At 68.8% G+C, this 19,214-nt stretch carries 2 protein-coding genes; both read right to left on the reverse strand.

Annotated elements, in window-relative coordinates; all coding sequences use genetic code 11:
- Window positions 1–8 precede the first annotated feature (8 nt).
- On the reverse strand, window positions 9–18,311 hold the full coding sequence (locus AB8808_RS20105; protein WP_369925389.1) for a leukotoxin LktA family filamentous adhesin: 18,303 nt from the start codon (window positions 18,309–18,311) through the stop codon (window positions 9–11).
- Window positions 18,312–18,371: 60 nt separating this feature from the next.
- Window positions 18,372–19,118 (reverse strand): SapC family protein, encoded by a 747-nt coding sequence (locus AB8808_RS20110; protein WP_369925391.1) that lies wholly within the window; start codon window positions 19,116–19,118, stop codon window positions 18,372–18,374.
- Window positions 19,119–19,214: the final 96 nt, after the last annotated feature.

Below are 19,214 nucleotides of genomic sequence, written 5' to 3' on the forward strand. Positions count from 1 at the left end.
CCGAAGCATCAGTTGACCGACCCCAGGTTGACGGCACCCGCGGCATCCGGCGCGACGAGGTCGTCGTCATCGCGCTTGCGCTGGTCGTCATGGCGGACGGGCATGGGCACGTCCTCGTGGGCCGGTTCGTCATTGGTATGGAGCGTGAGCGTGGTGCCCAGGTAGCGCAGCACGCTGCCGCCGTAATAGTCGAGGTCGCCCGACTGGTGGCTCTGGATGTAGTTCGGCATGGTGACGTCGTAGCCCACCGTGTAGCGCGAGACATAGGCATCCGACATCGCCGCCTTCGCATCCATCGCGAAGGTGAAGCGGGTGTCCGGCTCGAAGTACTGGATGTCGGCCATGACTAGCTTGGGCGTCACGTTGTTCATGTAGACGCGGGCCTGCGGGGTCACCAGCAGCATGTCGCCCTGCACGACGCCATCGGCGATCGTCACCTTGGTGGCCGATGTATCGAGCACGGCCTGTACCGTAGCCAGCCGCTGGACCATCCAGCTGTCGGCGTTGCGCAGGTCGATGACAATCTTCTTCGCGACCGTGCCGTGATAGCCGGTGAGGGTCATCGTCATCGGCTTGCCGGCCGCCGTCTGCACCGTGTGCACGTCGATATCGCTGGCCGCCAGGTTCAGGCGGCTGCCGATGTGCGAGCTGTCCAGGACGATCGAGTCGCGGGCACCGAGCGTGGCCGTGTCGGTAACCAGGTCCCCGCCGTGGATGGTGCCAGCGGACGAGTCGATGGCGATCGGTCCACCCGACGACAGGCTGGCGAAGTCGAGGTTACGTCCCAGGCTCAGCGTGAGGTTGCCGCCGTTGCGACCGTTGCCCAGGCGCATGTCGCGTCCGGCAACGAGCGATACGTCGCCGGAGACATCGTAGGCCGAGAGGGCCAGATCGCGACCGGCCGTACCCTGCAGGTTGCCCTGGAGGACATTCAGCGTTCCCATGGCCATGTCGTTGCCGGCCGCCAGGCGGGTGCCCGCCTGCGAGGTGGCGTTGCCCAGCACGATGTCGTGCGTGGCGTCGATGCCGACGACGGTGCCGGCGGCCATCATCCCTACCCTCACATCGTTGCCGGACGCGAGCGTGACATCCTGGCCTGCCGTGAGCGTATCCGCGACGAGTGAACCCGCCGCCGTGACCTGCAGGCGTCCCGCGGCATGCGCCGTGCCGCCGAGCACCTGGCCGTGCAGCGAGCGCAGCGTGATGTCCCGACCGGCGTCGATGCCGGCGAACGAGAGATCGTTGTTGCTCGTGGCGACAGTGTCCCGGCCCGTCGACAGCATGCCGAGGGCGAGCTGATCGGCAGCCTCGAACAGGCCATCCCGGCCCACTGTGGTCGTGCCGAACGTCGCGTTGCCGGTAAGCATGGCGCTCAGGTCGTGGCCGACATCGAGGCGCGTGCTCGACGTGGTGCCACCGACCGACGCCGTCAGGTCGTGATTCACACTCATCTGAGCGCTGGTCAAGTCACTGCTGGCGGTGAGGGTCGCGTCATTCGCTACCGAGGAGGTGCCGAGCACCGCCGCACCCGTCACGGCCGCTGCCAGGTCGTGACCGATGGACAGGCTGCCGCTGTCGAGCGCACCGGACAACGCGAGCGAAGCATCGCCACCCACCGTGGTCGTCGCCAGCGTCGTCTTGCCACCGACCTTCGCCGTGAGGTTGCGAGTGACGTCGAGCTTGCCCGAGCCCAGCGTGCCAGCGACATTCACCGATGCATCGTTGTGGATCGCCGAGGTATCGAACGAGGCATTACCCTTGACTGTCGCACCGAGGTCGTTGCCTACATCGAGCTGATTGCTGGCCACGTTACCGCTGACAGCAGCCGTGAGATCATGTCCGACGCCCAGCTGCGTGCTGGTGAAGTCGCCGCCGAGCGTCAGCGTCGCGTCGTTGGCGACAGCCGTCGTGCCAAGCGTGACCGCACCGGTCACGGCTGCGATCAGATCGTGGCCTACGGTGAGGCTACCGCTGTCCAGTGCATCGGCCAGCGTGAGTGAAGCATCGCCACCCACCGTGGTCGTCGCCAGTGTCGTTTTGCCGCCAACCTTCGCCGTGAGGTTGTCGGTGACGTCGAGCTTGCCCGAGTCCAGCGTGCCGGCCACATCCACCGATGCAGCATGGTGAATCGTCGAGGTATCGAACGACGCATGACCCTTGACGGTCGCACCGAGGTCGTTGCCGATGTCGAGTTGCGCGCTCTGTACGTCACCCGTGACGCTGGCCATGAGGTCGTGGCCCACGCCCATCTGCGTGCTGGTGAAGTTACCACCCAGCACGAGCGTGGCGTCGTTGGCGACGGAGGTCGTATCGAGCGCCACCGCACCCGTCACCGCGGCCAGCAGATCGTGACCGACAGTGAGGCCGCCGCTGTTCAGTGCATCGGAGAGGGTCAGCGAGGCATCGTTGCCGACCGTCGTCGTCGCCAGCGTCGTCTTGCCACCGATCTTCGCCGTGAGATCGTCCGTGATGTCGAGCTTGCCCGAGTCCAGCGTGCCCGCCACGTCCACCGACGCATCGTTGTGTATCGCCGAAGTATCGAACGACGCGTTGCCTCCGATCGTTGCCGCGAGGTCGTTGCCGACATCGAGCTGCTTGCTCTGCACGTCACCCGTGACGGTAGCTGTGAGGTCATGCCCCACGCCCAGCTGCGTGCTGGCGAGATCACTACCGAGCGTCAGCGTCGCGTCGTTGGCGACAGCGGTCGTACCGAGTGCGACTGCACCCGTCGTCGCGGCCATCAGATCGTGACCGACAGACAAGCTGCCGCTATCGAGTGCATCGGAAAGCGTGAGCGACGCATCTCCACCGACCGTCGTTGCGGCCAGCGTCGTCTTGCCGCCGACCTTCGCCGTGAGGTTGCGGGTAACGTCGAGCTTGCCCGAGTCCAGCGTGCCCGCCACGTCCACCGATGCATCGTGGCGGATCGTCGAGGTATCGAGCGAAGCGTTGCCCTTGATCGTCGCTCCGAGGTCGTTTCCGACATCGAGCTGCTTGCTGGCCACGCTGCCCATGACCGTAGCCGTGAGGTCATGCCCCACGCCCAGCTGCGTGCTGGCGAAATCACTCCCAAGCGTCAGCGTCGCGTCGTTGGCGACCGAGGTCGTATCGAGCGTCACCGCCCCCGTCACCGCGGCAGCAAGGTCGTGACCGACCGTGAGCGTGCCGCTGTCCAGCGCGTCGGACAGCGTGAGCGTGGCATCGTTGCCCACCCCCGTCGTACCGAGGGTCGTCTTGCCGCCGGCGCCGACCGTCAGGTCGTGCCCGACCGTAAGGCTGGTGACGCCGAGCGTCGTGCCGCCGGTCAGCGATGCGTCGCCGGTCGCGGTCAGCGTGCCCACCGACGCATCCGCGCCGGCCTGCAACCGCGCCGCACCGTTGGCGGCCAGCGTGGTGACGCCCAGCGAGGTGCCGGCCCGCATCGACGTGTTTGCGCCGGACACGCTGCCGAACACCACGTCGCCCGTGCCCGTCACGGCGATATCGCCGCCGGCCTGGATGCTGCTGCCGTGCAACGAGTTGCCCGTGAGGGTGAACGCACCGCCAGCGGTGAACGTGCCGTCCTGCAGCCCGGAGACCATATCGAGGATCAGGGCACCCTGGTCGGCGCGCGCCTGGACCGCGACCGCGGAGACCCGCAGCGGCGAGCCGATGCTGCTGCCCGCGTGAAGCTGCAAGGTGGCGCCGCTCAGCACGGTGGCGTTGGCGACGCCGCTGCCCAGGTGGGTCGCGGTGATGTTGCTCCCGGCCTGTACCGCGAGCGTGGCACCCTTGGCCTTGCCCAGGGTGATGTCGTGCACGGCGGTCAGTGCCACGTCGCCCATACCGGTGACGGTGCCGAGCGTCGCATCGTCGCCGCTGGAGAGGTTCACGGCGCTGCCGGTCACCGCGGTGGCCGTCAGGTCACCGGTGGAAACCAGGTCGACCGTGCCGCCGGCCGTCAACTGGCCGATGTTCAATGCACCGGCGCCCGGGCTGGCGATGCGCACCTTGCCGCCCACGGTGCCGTCGAGGGTGCCCGTGCCTGTCGCCACCTGCAGGTAGCCGGTGCCGTCGTAATAGCCGACATCGCCGCCTGCGTTCAGCGTGATCGCACGACCGCTCAGCGCCAGGCCGGCCAGCTGCTGCACGATCGAGCCGCTGCCCGCATCCAGCGACACCAGGCCGTTGGTGCGGATGCGGTCGAAACGCAGATCGTGATCCTTCGCGCGCAGCACGATGTCCTGCGATGCGGTGGCGTCCACCAGCAGACCACCGATCGAGTAGACCAGCGCACGCTGCGGGATCTGGTTGGCCACGTCCAGCGCCTGGCCGATGCTGCTGCCGGAGCCGGTCAGCATGGTCAGGTTGCCGTTGGCGAGCACCTGCGCCTGGCCGTTGTCCGCACCGGCGGCGCGGATGTTGCCCACCGCCGCAAGGCGCACGTCGCGGTCGGCGTTGATCGTGCCGATATTCAGGTCGCCATTGGCCTGCAGGTAAACCGAACCGCCCTGCCCGGCCTGCGTGGTGGCCGATACCGTGCCGCCCGCCGTCAGGAACAACGGCTGCGTCTGCTTCACGTCCAGGCGAACGATGGTGCCGTTGGCATCCTTGACCACGGAGATGTCGCCCGCCGCGTTGGCGGTGGCCAGTGCGGCGGCCTGCGCATCGGTCACCGTACCGTCGATGAGCGACTGCCCGGTGATGCTCACGGCATCGCCCGGCGAGCCGATGTTGCCACGCGCGGAGAGCGTCACGTCGCGGCCCTGGATATTGGGCGCGGCGCTGCCGACGAACGAGAGCGGCGGCGGCGTGGCGCTACCGGCATCGACCAGCGCCGCGCTGTTCACCGAGCTGGTCAGCCAGCCGAGCTTCCAGTAGGCATCCTGGGTGATCGCCGCAAGCTGCGCGTCGGTCGCGTGATAGGCGAGATCGGCCACCGGGGTGACGAAGGCGGACGAGCTGGCGTAACCGTTACCCAGCAGGCCGGTGAAGTAACCGTCCAGCGTGGCGTAGCGCGCGGCGGCATACGTCAGCGTCTCGACATCCGACGCGGCGTGACCGAGCTCGGCACTGGCCAGCCCGCGGTAGAGCGCGATCTTGCCCGTATCGAGCACGAAGTTGCCGCCCACCACCGCGCCATTGGCCATCAGGCCCTGGTACTGCGTGTAGTTGCCATCGGCCGTCTGCTCGATGCGCTTGCGGTTGGCGGCAGCGATGGCACCGTTGGCATCGTCGTCCGTGGTGAGGTGCAGCGTATCGCGCACCTGGACCAGCTGGGCCTGCGACAGCGCCTGGCCCGAGGTGACACCGGCGGCATCGACGATCGCACCGTCCGGCACGTCGATGTTCACCGAGCCGCCGTCGGACTGGATCAGGCCGACCCGCAGGTCGCCGCCCTGCTGGCGCAGGTTGATGTCGTTGAGCGCATGCACGTCGACCACGCCGTGGTCGATGCCGTGCGAGGCATTGGTCACGCCATGCGCGGCGATGTTCAGCGACTGCCCGGTGTTGCCGACCGCACCGCCCGCGTTGACGGTGATATCCCGGCCGCTGATCGTCGTGCCTGTGCCGCCGGTCACGCTGCCGGCGGCGTTGAGGGTCACGTCACCCCAGCCGCTCGCATTACCCGCGTTGACATGATCGAGCTGCAGGGCGGTGGACGCCTTGATGTTCACGCCCTGCGCACCGGCATCGGCGGCCAGCGTGCCACCGGTCATCACCATTTGCAGCGGGTTTACCGCGTCACCGATGCCGCCGGTGGCCTTGAGTGTCACCCCGTTGCTGGTGATCGCGCCATGCACGCCGGCAACGATGGCGCCGCCCGCCCCCTGGGTAGCGTCGATCGTGGTGTTGCCACTCGGGTTGTAGATGTTGCCCGAGAGCAGCACGTTGGCATTGGAATTGACCAGCACCTGGCCCGACGCATTGCCCTGGAAGTTGATGCGGATGCGGTTGTCGGCCTTGACCGAGCTGGTCAGCAGCAGCTGCGCATCGGTGGGCAGCACGTACTGCCACACACCCGCGCCGTGACTGTCGTTGTGGATGTCGCCCGCCGCATCCGTCGTACGGCTGAAGCCGTAGTGGCAACCCGAGCCGTTGCTGCCGCCGCAGCCGTGGTAGTACACGTCCACGACACTGGCGGTGTTGGAGTTGCCGATCGCGCCATAGGTGGCGGTGGCGGCGATGGACTCGGTGAAGTTGGCGGAGATGCTGCTGTGCTCGATCACGCCAGAGGACACCAGCAGGTATTGCGGCGTGGCCACGGCCACGCCGCTGGCGTCCACATAGCCCCAGTTGGACACGCTCTGCAGCGTCGGGATGCTGCGCTTGAGGTTGACCTGCTGCTGCCACTGGTAACGCAGGCCGGCCTCGGGGTCGTAGTACAGGCCGCTGGCGTCGGTGGACGGCGCCACGGCCACGGCACCGGCGAGGTCGGTGGCCCGGTTGCTGTTGGTATATACCTTGGTGCCGGCACCGCGCGTGTCGACGTACCACTGCGTCTGGCTCCAGCTGCCGTCGGCATCGGTGTACTGCTTGAACGTATCCGTGATCTTCAGTTCGCCGACGGCATTGTTGCCGGTGTTGATGTCGGCCAGCTGCACGGGCAGGCCCAGCGCATTGTTCAGCGTGACATGGCCGTAACCGTCGTTGATGGTGATGTTGCCCAGCGCCTTGGTGCTGATGATGCCGCCATCGAGCGAGACGAAACCGCCACCGGATGCGTTGACGTTGGCGATGACGATCGTCTTCGTGCCCAGGTCGTACTTGACCAGGCCCGGCGTGCAGGTGGCACCGCCGGAGGCGCACCACAGGTTGGTCGGCAGGTCGACCTGGCCGCTGCTGCCGCTCTGGCCGTCGATGAAGGTCTTGGCCGCCGCGCTCAGCGTGATGGTGTAGTCGGTCGGGCGACCGGCGGTCATCGCGCTGTCGATGTCGATGAACTTGGCCTTCACCGCGATGGTCTGGGCGATCAGCCCGGACGCGCTGGCATTGGTCGGCGTCGGATCGGCGGCGATCGTCTTGGTCGTCGGCAGCACCCACAGCTTCGGCAACGCCTGTCCGTGGAAGTCGTAGGTACCGGCGGTACCGGGGTTGGTGCCGCAGGTGCTGTTGGCGTACGGCAGGCAGGTGCCGAGGAAGATCATCGATACGCCGCCCTCCTTGCCGTTGTTGAAGGCGAGGTTGCCGGTGCCCAGGGTGTTGTAGAGGCGGTTGGAGAGGTCGTCGTTGCTCGTGTACTGGCCGTTGGCGTTGTAGATCGCGTTCACCGCGTACATCACGGCGTTGGTCGCGTTGCCCAGGTCGATCTGGTACGGCAGGTACGACGCCACCGGATCGGAGCCGGAGTGGTACGCGCCGTTGGGCAGGTACACGGCCACCGCGCCGTTGGGCACGTATTCCTTGATCTGCTGCGCGGAGATGGGTGCGAACTGGCCGACCGAGCCGGTGGCGTTGCTGATGTCGACCAGACCGCCCAGGTTGGTGATGGTGCCGCCCAGCAGCATGGCCGGGCCCTGGGTCACCGAGGACGGCTGGTTCGGCATCGAGCCGGTGTAGCTGTTGTTCAACGTCACCGAGGGCGCGATGCCGCTGGTGTCGTTGCGCACGCCCATCGCCGCATCGCTGGCCGCGTTGGCCCCACCGGTGAAGGTGACCGCACCGCCCGCGTTGGCGGACACGTTGATGTCGTTGAGCACCAGGTACGCACTGCTGGCGTTGTTCACGGCGACGGACGGGCTGCCGTTGGCCGTAAGCACGCCGCTGCCGCTGATGTTGCCGGCGTGCACGGTGAGGTTGCCGCCCGAGGCGAACATCGAGCCGAGCGTGAAGGCGGAAGTGGTACCGGGCGTGGTCGTGCCCTTGAGGATCTCAGCCACCGACAGGTCGTCCGCGCTGGCCGAGCCCGGCGATACACCGGTGGTGCCGGAACTGGCTGCGGGTGCCACGTCCGAGTCGCCGTTGTTGTTGACCGGGGTCAGGCCGGTCGGCGCCTGCAACTGGCCCGCACCGGTCACGACCGGTACGCCCTTGTTGCCGCTGCTGTCGGTATTGGCACCCAGGCCGGCGGCATGCTGGTCGATGTACGACCAGGGGCTGAAGTTGTCGTCGCGGTTGTAGAGCAGCGGCGCACCGTGGGCATGCGTGAGCTGCATGCCGGCGTCGATGTTCACCTCGTTGTCGGCGTAGATGCCCGCGGTGACGGACCCGCGCAGGGCCAGGTTCTCGCTACCGTCGGCCGACGCGTTGCTGTCGGTCGTGGTGACCGGGATGAAGCCCAGCTCGTAACCATGGCCTGCGCCTTCCGCCGTGACATTGGCCGTGCCGCGATAGCTGCCGAGGTTGATGTCCGCACCGCCGAGCACGCGGGCACCGGTGCCGATGGTGGTGTTGGCCGTGCTGTGCACGGTGGTGTTCGCCGAGCCCGTGGCGATGGCGATGATGCCGCGCACATAGGCCTGGCCGACGCTGTCGGCGGAGAACACCGTGGGTGCGAAACCGGCGGGATCGATGCCCGCGGTCAGGTTGATCTGGCTGAAGGCGAGCAACATCGAATTGTCGCCGACCGTGACGTTCTGCGTCGCGGTGATCGACGTGGAGGCCGAAGCGGCACCCTGCGCGCCGCCGCCATAGGTATGCGTCAGCGCCGACTGCGAGGTCATCGACTGCACGTCGCTGCCCAGGCCGATGGCACCGTTGGTCAGCAGCTTGTCGTTGCTGCCGGTGCCCACGTCGTTGGTAACCGTCGCGGTCAGGCTGTTGCGCACGCCCGAGCCCGCCACCGCGCCGCCGGAATCCAGCGACACCGTCGCGTTGTCCACGATCTGGGTATCGGCGCCGATCAGGATGCGACCGGGGTTGGCGAAGGGATCCGCACCGCTGGTGTACACGTAGCCGTCGTACTGGTTGGCGAGCGCGTTGGCCATGCCCGCGTCCAGACCGGAGACGATCGTGCTGCTGTCGCCGACCCGTGCCGAGGCCGTGCCGCCCAGGCTGGTGCTGTTGGTCGCCGCCGCGCCCGAGAGCACGCCACCGCCGCCACCCTGCACCTGCGGTGCCGTGCCGACGTTCATGAAGTGGTTGCTCGAGCCGATGTCGATGAAGCCGGAGCCGTAGAGGGCGGCGCCGTTGCCGAGGCCCGCGCTCACGTTGGAGGTGACGTTGGTGGAAGCGAAGCCGCCGCTCATGTTGGCGATACCGGCGCCCGCCGCGTTCACGGCCACGGCGTAATCGGCCTGGTGCGACGCGGTGATCGCCATCGCGCCGCCGTGGATGCTGCTGCCGTCGCCCACCGTGGCGGAGGTGCTGCCCGTGTTGGACGTGCGTGCCACGGCCGCGTTGCCGGAGATCACGCCACCGCTGCCGGCGGTGGCATCGGCGAGGTTGGTGTCGCTGCCTTCGGCGTCCAGGTGCAGGGTGCCCGTGCGGGTGCCCCCGCTCAAGGTATTGGTACCCAGCGACGCCGTGGTCACGGTGTTCGCGTCGGCTTCGGCCACCGCGGCGCCCACGCCGATGAAACCCGCCGCGCCGGCCGTGGCCGACGCGGTCTGCGCCGTGGTGTTGATCGCCTGCAGGGTCAGGTTGGCGTCGGGCAGGCGCACGCTGTCGCCGGTCAGCGCCTGCACGCTGGCGTTGGATACCGCCGTGGCCGCGCTGGCATTGGCGCCCAGCAGCAAGCCGCCAGCACCACCGACGGCCGTGGCGCGTACACCGCTGCCGGCCGTCGTGCCGTTGGTGGCGAGGAGGCGGCTATCGCCGGTGGTGGTGAGGTAGGCGGAATCGTCCACTTTCGCCAGCACCTGCTGGTCGCCCTCCGCCGTGGCGACGGAGGCGCCCAGGGACACGCCACCCGACACGGCGACGCCGAACGCCTGCGCGTCCACCTGCGGCGTGGACACCGCCTGCACCGCAAGGGCGTAGGCCGAGACATGCGCTTCCTTGCCGACGATGGCCGTGATGCTTTCACGGTCGCGCGCGTTGGCATCGGCACCGTTGGCCGCCGCGAACAGGCCTGCCGCGACGGCTGTGGCCTTCGCGCTCACCGCGCCGGTGGAGGCGGCGTTGACACCGACCGTGCCGGCGCCGGAGACCGACGCGTTGTCGCCGATCGACGCCGTGGTATCCCCATGCTTGTCGGCCTGGCTGACCACCACGCCGCCTGCGAGACCGCCGGCGACCGCGCCGCCGCCACGCGCCGCAACAGCCGTCTGGTCCTGCGCAGTGATCGCCAACGCACTGCCGTTGCCGAGCCGGATCGTGCCGGCACCGATGGCGCTGACGTGGTTGGACAGCTCCGAGATGGCGATGGCACCGCCGAGGCCGACGAAGCCGGCCGCACCCTGGTAGGCGCTGGAGGCGACCGAATAAGTGCCGCTTTCCGATTGCAGGTTGGCGCCGTAAGCGTGCGCCGTGCCGTTCAGCGACTGCGCGGTGACGTTCATCGCCCCGCCGCTGGTGACGGTCGACTGCGCGTCCACCGTGGCACCGACGTTCTGGTCGACGAGGCTGAAAGCGATGGCGCCACCGGCGCCGAGGAACGCGCCGGCCGCCACGTTGCCGACCACGTTGGTCAGCGAGGTGGTGCCCGTGGCGGTGACATCGAGACTGCCGGTGACGAGGGTGCTGTTGCCGATCGTCGCCTGGATGCCGTCGCGCTGGCGCAGCAGCTGATGGTTGCCATCCAGCAGGCTGACCTTGGTCGCCGCGTTGACCGCATCCGCATCGGACTGCGAGAGATGGCCGCCCATCTGCGCGCCGCTGGCCAGCCCCTGGCCGCCCATGCCGTTCATCGAGCTGAGCGTGCCGTTGCCGCCCTTGTCCAGCTCACCGAGCGGGTTGCTGCCGGACGCGCTGTCGGTGAGCGAGCCGTTGCCGATGATCGCCAGGCCCAGCGCACCGCTGAGGCCCACGCCGGCACCGAGGCCGCCGGACAAGGTGGTGATGTCGAGGGTCTTGGTGCTGGTGGCCGCCACGTCGGTATGGCCGGCGACGCTGGCCGCGCTGTCCAGGATCGATGCGCCGACCGCGCCTTGCACGATCACCACATTGGCGGCGGCACCCACGCCGGCACTGCCGAAGGAGACGGCGGCGCTGGCGGCATCCGGCGTGACGCCGATGGTCTCGGCCGCATGCACTTCGAGGCTGCTGGCCGCGGTGTCGGACGCATCGCGATCGAGCTGCGCGCGTTCCAGCGTGGCCGTGGTGGTGTTGCCCACCACGGTGACGGACGCCATGCCCGCCACCGCCGTGCCGCCGGCACCCGCGCCGCTGACCATGGCGCTGCCGAGCGTGACATCGGAGCGGGCGTCCACGTCGACATCCCCGCCGACGTGCAGGGTCGTATCGGCAGCGGTATCGCCGATGCTGGCGGACGTGGTGTTGTGGCTGTCGGACAACAGGAACGCGCCGGCCACGGCCACGCCACCGAAGGCACCGGCGCCACCGATCATGTTGGCCTGGCTGAGCGAGTGCGCCGTGACATCGAGCGAACCGGCGCTCAGCGTGCCGTGGGTGACGGCGGCCGACGTACCGGCGTCGAACACGTTGACCACGCCGGTGCCCGCACCGCCGACCAGGCCGGCGGCGAGGCCGACGACGGCGGCGACGCTGCGCTGGCTGGACTCGGCGTCCACGTTGGCGAGACCGTTCGTGGTGACGGTGGCATCCTGGATGGACGCCTGCGTGCTGCGCTGGAACGCGTTGGCACCCAGCGCACCGCTGCCGGCCACGTTGGCACCGCCCGCGACGCCGGCCACGAAGGACGCATCGTAGGCATGGCTGCTGGCGCGCACGTCCACGACCTGTGCCGCGCCGGCACCCGTGTTCGCGTTGTCCTGGTTCACGCTGGCATCGGCGATATACGCGCTGGTGGTGCCACCCAGCACGTTGGCATTACCCATGACCGCGATGGCGGCGGAGCCGACCGGATCGAACGCCGCAGCGACGCTGGCACCGAGTGTGGCCACCGCCTGCGTCGAGCTGGCATTCACGGCCAGGCCGCTGATGGCGACGTTGCCCTCGGACAGGTCCGGGCTGACGTAGTCGCCGCTGCCATGGATCGTGCCGGTATCGAGGTTTTCCGGATGCGCCAGCTGGCCGCTGGCCACGCTGACGGTGTCGCTCGCGTCCTTGCCAAGCGCGTTGACGTGCGTGCCCGTGCCGTCGATGTACGCGGTGGTGGTGTCGTGCAGGTAGTTGACCACCGCACCGAGGCCGACGCCGACCGCACCCACACCGATGCCGGCGCTGCCGGCGAACACGTCTATGCCCTGGCGGTTCACGGCCGTCACGGCGATGTTGTTCTCGGCCGTGACCTGCGCGCCGCCGGTGATGGCGGCACTGACCTTGGCGCTGGACAGGTTGGTGGCCGCGGAGGCCGCACCGCCCACCGAGCCGCCGCCCACGCCGGCCGCTACCGTGCGGATGTTGGCGCCGGTACCCGGATTGCTGCTGTCGGCGGCCACGGTCACGTTCTTCGCATGCCACGTGGCGCCGTCGAGTTCGGCGGCGGTCGTCGTACGGATATCGTTGACCGCGATCGCCGCGCCCAGGCCGCCACCGGCGGACACGCCCAGCGAGCCGGCCATGGACAGGATGGACGCGTTGTCGGATGCGGTGACGCGCGTTGTATTGCCCGCGCTGTCCTGGCTGCCGCCGGAGATCGTCGCGGCGATGTCGTTGCCGATCGTGTTGACGGTGAGCGCACCGGCCAGGCCCAGGCCTTCGCCGCCGGCGGCCGCCGCGGCCAGCGAACGGATCGCCGCCGTCGAGGCCGCTTCCACCGTGGTGCTGTCACGCACGTCCAACACGCTGTTGGACAGCGTGGCATGGGTGAGGTTGGCGATGCCGTTGACCGACGAGGCGGCGCCCACGCCGCCGGCTTCGAGACCGACCGCGAGCGCGCCGGCCAGGGAGTCGATCGCTGCGCTGTCGGTGGCGCTGACGTCGAGGCTGGTCATGCTGGCGCGCGTGGCGCCGCCATAGCCGGACAGCCCGTCGACGGTGGCCGTGGTGTGGTTGCCGATCAGATTAGCCGTGACCGAGCCGCCCACCGCGACATCACCCGAGAGCGCACCGCCCACGGCGATGGCATCGATGCTGCCGGTGGAGGCGGCGCCGACATTCACCGCGCCGCTCGCCTTGACCTGGCTATTGGTGAAGCCGGCGCTGGTATTGGCACCGATGTTTTCCAGCGCAACGCCCACGCCGGCTGCTGCCTCGCTCGACCCGGCGATGGCACCGGCCAGCGTGTTGATGGTGGCGCTGTCGTTCGCGTGCACGCCGATGCTGGAGGTATCCAGCCGGCTGGCATCGATGCTTGCGCGGGTGAAGGTCGGGCGCAGGGCGCTGGCGAGACTGCCGATGGCGCCGGTGTCTTCCAGGCCGATGTCGTTGATCGCCAGCGAGCCGGTCAACGCGACCTGGCTCGCGCCCGCCACGCCGACGGCTGCCGCGTTGATCGTACCCGTGGCGCAGGCGGTGGCGGACACAGCGGCCGCGGCACCGGCGCAACCGGCCGCCGTGGCCGAGCCGTTCGTGGTGATACCCGCATCGACGATGGTGGCCGAGGTCTGGCTGCCGATCTCGTCGAACGCCACCGCCAGTCCGGCCGACGAGCCCTTGGTCGACACGGCAACTGCACCGGCCAGCGTGTCGATCATCGCGGCGTTGGTCGCCTGCACGGCCACCGTGGCGCCACTGACCGTGGTCCCGGTGAGCTTGCTGCTGTCGCCGAGCGTGGCGGTGACGTTGTCGTTGATGAAGTTGGCCGTCATCGAGCCCGCGCCGGCAAACTGACCCTTCGAACCGCCGATGCCGGCGGTGAGGGCCACGATGCGCGTGGCATCGGTAGCGGTGACCGCCACGTTGCCCGTGGTGGTCACCGAGCCGCCCGAGAGCACGGCGGTGTAGCTGTCCGCGATGGTATTGACCGCCGCGGCCATGCCGGCCGACTCGCCGCCGACGGCGATGGCGCCGGACACCGCGAAGATCGCGGCGCCCGTGGGTGCGACGCCGCCGATGGCGGAGCCGCTGAAGTCGATGAAGTTGGCGACCGAACGGCCATGCGATGCCAGCAGGTCGTCGTAGGCCTGCACCGGTGCACTGCCGCTTGCCTGCACGGTGACATCGCCCTGGCCGCTGGCGATGGTGGCGTTGGTGACACCGGCGGACACGCTGTTGCTCACCTGGTTGAAGGTGAACGACCCGCTCAGTTCCTGGCTGTCGGTGGTGTTGGAATACGCCGTGCCGATGGCGGCGGCTGCGATGCGCGAGGCGGTCAACGCCTGCACGGACAACCCGCCGAAACCGGTGTAGCTACCGCCGGCGATCAAGGCGGCGTTGCTGTTGGTGATGTCGCTCCAGGTCACGGCGACACCAAAGCCCTTGCTGCCGCCGATCGCGAACGCACCGCCGCCCGCACCGATATCGGTATGGTCGTACGCGGTAACGCCCAGCGATGAGGTGGCATCGGTGGCGGTCAGGGTGGATGCACTGATGCCCGCCGAGGTGTCGTTGTGCGTGGTGCCGATGGAGAACGAGCCGGCCGCCGCGGAGGCGTCCTGGTCGCTGTTGGCGTTCTTCGCCAGGCCGAGGCCCAGGTCCAGGATCGACCCGCCGGAGAACGCGCGCACCGTCACATCGCCCGCATGCGGGGCGGTGACGTTGCTCAGCGTCGCCGTGGTGTCGTTGTCCATGAAGCTGTAGGCCACCGCACCGGCCAGGCCCGTGCTGGCCTTGCTTTCGGTCTTGGCCGAGGCCAGTGCCGCCGCGCCGCTGGCGCTGATCAGGTCGGTCTGGTTGAGTGCGGTCACGCCGATGTCGCTGGCCGTGGCACCGGTGCCTCGATCGATGGCGATACCGTCGATCGAGGCGCGCGTGTCGAGGTTGCCGATATCCACGGTGGCACTGCCGGCCACGCCGACGGCAACTTTCGGCTTGCTGGCCGGGGCCGGTGTCCCCGTATCGGTCTTGCCTTCCTTGCTCTTCGCCGTGCCCAGCATGTCGCCGATGACCGGTAGCTTGGACAGGATCGTATCGACGCCGAAGCCGCTGGTGCTGCTGTCACTGCTGGCCTGGGTGGTCTTGAGGAAATCGGGGCTGAGGTCGTTGGAGATACCTTCCGCGGAGGGCGTGCTGCCGCTCGTCGTGCCCGTACCCGTGCCACTGCCCGTGCCAGTGCCGCTGCTGCCGCCCGCACCGCTGGCCGGCTTCGTGTCCTCGCCCTTCGCCTGCGCGCCGGAAATCGCGATGGCGCCGCTGCGCCCGTCGGTAGATGCCAGCACGTTGACGGCACCGGCAGCGATCCCGGCAGTCGGCATGGCCGTCGCGGCGGCCATGGCCGGATCGACCTGCGTCGCATCGGCCGCGTTGTTGCCGATATATGCCCGCGTGTCGCCATCGAGGTGATTGATGGCGATACCCACGCCCACGCCGACGCTGGTGCCCTGGGCGATGGCGCCCGCGATGGACCAGATGCCCGCCCCCTGGTGCGCGGTCACATCCACCACGTCGGCGGCGATGCGCGCCGTATTGGCGATGGAGGCATGCGTCGCGTTGTCGATGTTCGCCATGGCGAAGATGACGTTGCCCGACACGCCCGAGCCACGACCGGCCGACGGCGTGATCACCACCATCTGCTGGGTGTCGTTGGCGTCGACGCCGACACCCTTCGCCGTCGCGGTTACGCCGTCGCCGATACCGGCGATGGTGTTGTCCGCGTAGTTGGTGAGGTTGACCCCGCCGCCCACGGCATCGGCATCGGTGGACGTGCCACCCGTGCCGTTGACCTTGAGCAGGTCGATGTTGCCGCTGATGTCGATGGTCTGGACCGTGGTATTCGCGGCCACGCCGATCGCGTGGTTGAACGACAGCGCCACGGGCGCGATCGCTGCCCCCTCCGCATCGTTGCCCAGCGCGACGCTGCTCGTCCACGCCGCGTCGGTGGCCGCCGTGGCGTTGAGCTTCGCGCCGCTGCCGACCCACGCGGTGTTGTCGTTGGCCAGCGCGAAGAAGCTGATGGCACCGGCGAGGCCGACATCGGCACTCTGCGACCTGGCATTGACGTAGCTGGCCGCCAGCGGCTCGCCGTTCTTCGACAGGTCGGTGTAGATGTCCTTCAGGAATTCCGGGATGTTCGAGAATTCGTTCAGGCCGGACGTGGACGGAAGGTCCCACGGCACCGACACGTTGCTGCCCACGCCGATGTGCAGCGCCGTGAGGTCGGCGTTCGCGCCGATGGTGGCGGCGGCATCGTTGTGCAGCAGGCTCACGCCGATGGCGAGGCTGGCCGACACCTTGGCCGTGTTGTCTTCGCCCGATTCCGTCTCGGTAGTGGCCGCGATCTTCGTGCCTGCGCTGACCAGGTTGGCCTGCACGACCAGGTCGCCGCTGGCTTTCACCACCGCGCCGTTGCCGATCGACGCGTGCGCGCCCTGGTCCACGGTCGCCAGGCTGATGCCCACGCCACCGCGCAAGGCACTCTTTCCGGCGGCATCGTCACCCTTGGGCTGGGCCGGCTGGTTTTCCTGCTTGGCCGTGGTGTCGTCGGCCTTGGACAGGTTGTCGCCCAGCTTGCCCTGCAGGAACGGCATCATGCCGTCGCCCGCGGAAGCGACCACCGGCTTCGGCGCCGCGTCCTTGTCCGCACCACCCACCGAGGTCTCGGCACTCACCTCGGTCTTTGAGGTGACGGAGTCGGCCAGCACGGTAAGCGAGCCGACCGGCTTGGCGGTGGTGCCCAGGTTGGCGTTGTTGGTCGCGTTCGCGTTGGTGTCGACGAACAGAAGCGCCGCGTTCGCGCCGACCGGGCTGGTGCTGTTCGCCTCCACCGTGGAGGTGACACCATAGCTGCCGCTGTTGTGCGCCAGCACGGCGATGCCGTTGCCGGTGACCGTGGCACCCTGGGCGATGCTGGCATCCGTCTCGGCGGACACGTTGCCGATGGCCGCCGCGATGGCCACGGTGTTCTTGCCCGAGACCTTGGCGGTGATGTCGAGATCGCTGCTGTGCAGCGCCTTCACCGAGACGTTACCGCCGGCGGCGATGCTTGCGCCCGACTGCACCGTGGCGGTGGTGGTGCCGGTAGTCTCGCCGTAGACGCCGGCGGCGAGCAGGCTCTGCCCGGCCTTGTCATTCAACGCGGACGTGGCGGCCTTGGCCGCCGTGGCGGCCTGCACCACCACATCGCCATCGGCGACGATGATCGCGTTGGCACCGAGCGTCACGGCGGCATTGCTGGCTGCGGCAACCACGCCGATCGGCAGGTTGCTCACGCCGAGCCGGGTCGCCGCGTCGGTGGCGACGCTGCCCAGCGTGGCGATGGCGTCGTCGGCGTTCTGGTAGTCCGCGGTGGCCGCGCTGGTCGCACCGATGCTCACGTTCTTGCCGGCAAGCGTGCCGTTGACGGTGACGCTGCTGTTCGCGCTGGCCTGACCGGAAGTGACGGTGGCCTCGCCCGAGGCGGCCAGGGTCACGTCGGCTACGCCGGTGCCATGGCTGTCCACGGCCTTCACCTGGGCGCCCTGCTTGATGGCGATGTCTTCCGCCACCAGGCGGATGCCCTGGTCGTCCTTGACGACGGTGACCGTGCCGTCGCTGCCGGTGTTCACGGCGGTATCCAGGCCGGTGCCCGTCGCGCCGCCCGTGACGAACACGGTGCCGGACGCATCGATGGCATGCGCCTGGATGCGCACGCCGGAGGTCGTGGTGATGTGCCCATCGACGACCACCGAGGCCGCGTCGTGGTCGATGCTGCCGTCGAGCAGCTTCGAGGTGAAGGCGCCGCCGCCCAGCAGGGCCTCGCCGGACAGCGCATCCATCGACGCCTGGCTGGGCGTGGCGATGGAGAGGGCGCCGACGTTGATCGCGCCGGTGGCACCGACGACCATGCCGTTCGCGTCGGCGAAGAACACCCGCCCCGCGCCGCTGGTCGAGCCGACCATGCCGTTGACCGTGCCGTTGACGATGGCCTGGCTGTCGACCAGGTTGACCAGGTTGTTCGCGCCGGTGGGCAGGTGCAGGTTGACCGTGTCGCCCTGCCCCACGTTGAAGTCGCGGAAGCTGTTGAACGCCGTCGTCGTGCTGCCATTGGCGCGCACGGTGGTCACGTCGATGGTGGCGCCGTTGGTGGCGACCTGGGTCATGCCTGTGGGCAGGCCGCTTCGCGCCGTAATCGTCGAGGCCGCGAGTACCGCGTGGGGTACGCCGATCGCCATCGCACTGGCCAACGCCACGCTCAGCTTGCGCAACGGATGGGCGGCAATACCCTGCGGGATGACGGCAACGCGCTCGACACCCTGCGGCCCGTGGGAACGGGTCGGCGACCTGGACATGATTTTTCCCCTGTTACGCCGCGACGATGCGCCGCGACGGTCGAACGAAAGTACGAAGGCTCAGTTCAACGCGGTCGCGGGCGAGCGGCGGCGGTCGAGCCGCGCCGAGAGCCGTGCCACGTTGTTCAGCGAATTCAGGTGCGCATGGATGGCGGCGAGGTCGCCGCTGGTGTGCAGGGCGGCCAGCGCGTTGCCCTCGATCGCCGCGAGGCGCTCGGCCGACACCACCTGGAAACCGTCCAGCGTGGTGGCGTTGCCCTGCGCCGGCTGCACGTGCAGCGTGCGCGGCTCGAGCAGGTCCAGCTCACGCAACCGGGCGGTGAACGCCTGGGTGGCACGCAGGCCGGTCTGGAAATCGGACAGGAACTTCACGGCGTGGCCGAGCAGCGCGGTGTCCGTGCCGTCCTCATGGAACAGGGGCTCGCCACGAGTGGTGTCGAAGCCGGCATAGGCTTCGTCCACGCAGACGGTGAAATCTTCCCCGCCATCGACCTCGGCCAGCACGAACGGGTAGCGCCGCAGGAATGCCGGGACGTAGGCATCCAGGGCCCAGTGACCAGCCTCGTCGACGAACAGGTTGTCGCCGCTGTGCAGCCCGAGCAGCACCGCTGGCTGTTCCTGACCCGGGGCGCCCGCGAAGACGAGGGGGTAATCCAGCCCGGCGTTGGCGAATTCCGCCAGCACCATGGGCACGGAATTCACCGCGCGCGCGAACGTCCAGTCGGGCGCGCCGGGAACCAGGCGCAGGGCGCGGTGCGCCTCCCGGTTCAATGGCCGGGGGCGGTCGTAGATAAGCAACTGCTTCACGGTGTCCCCTCAGCCAAAGTGTGAGCTGTGTCACATTATGGTGAAGATTCCGTTGCGTCTCGTCAATCGGCCGTTGGGGGTAATTGACGATTTGGG

This window comes from Xanthomonas sp. NCPPB 2632 (genome assembly GCF_041228075.2).
Lineage (GTDB): Bacteria > Pseudomonadota > Gammaproteobacteria > Xanthomonadales > Rhodanobacteraceae > Luteibacter.

Bases quoted from the DNA above. Each gene is read 5' to 3' on its own strand.
- AB8808_RS20105 (WP_369925389.1), bottom strand. From the start codon at position 18,311: ATGTCCAGGTCGCCGACCCGTTCCCACGGGCCGCAGGGTGTCGAGCGC.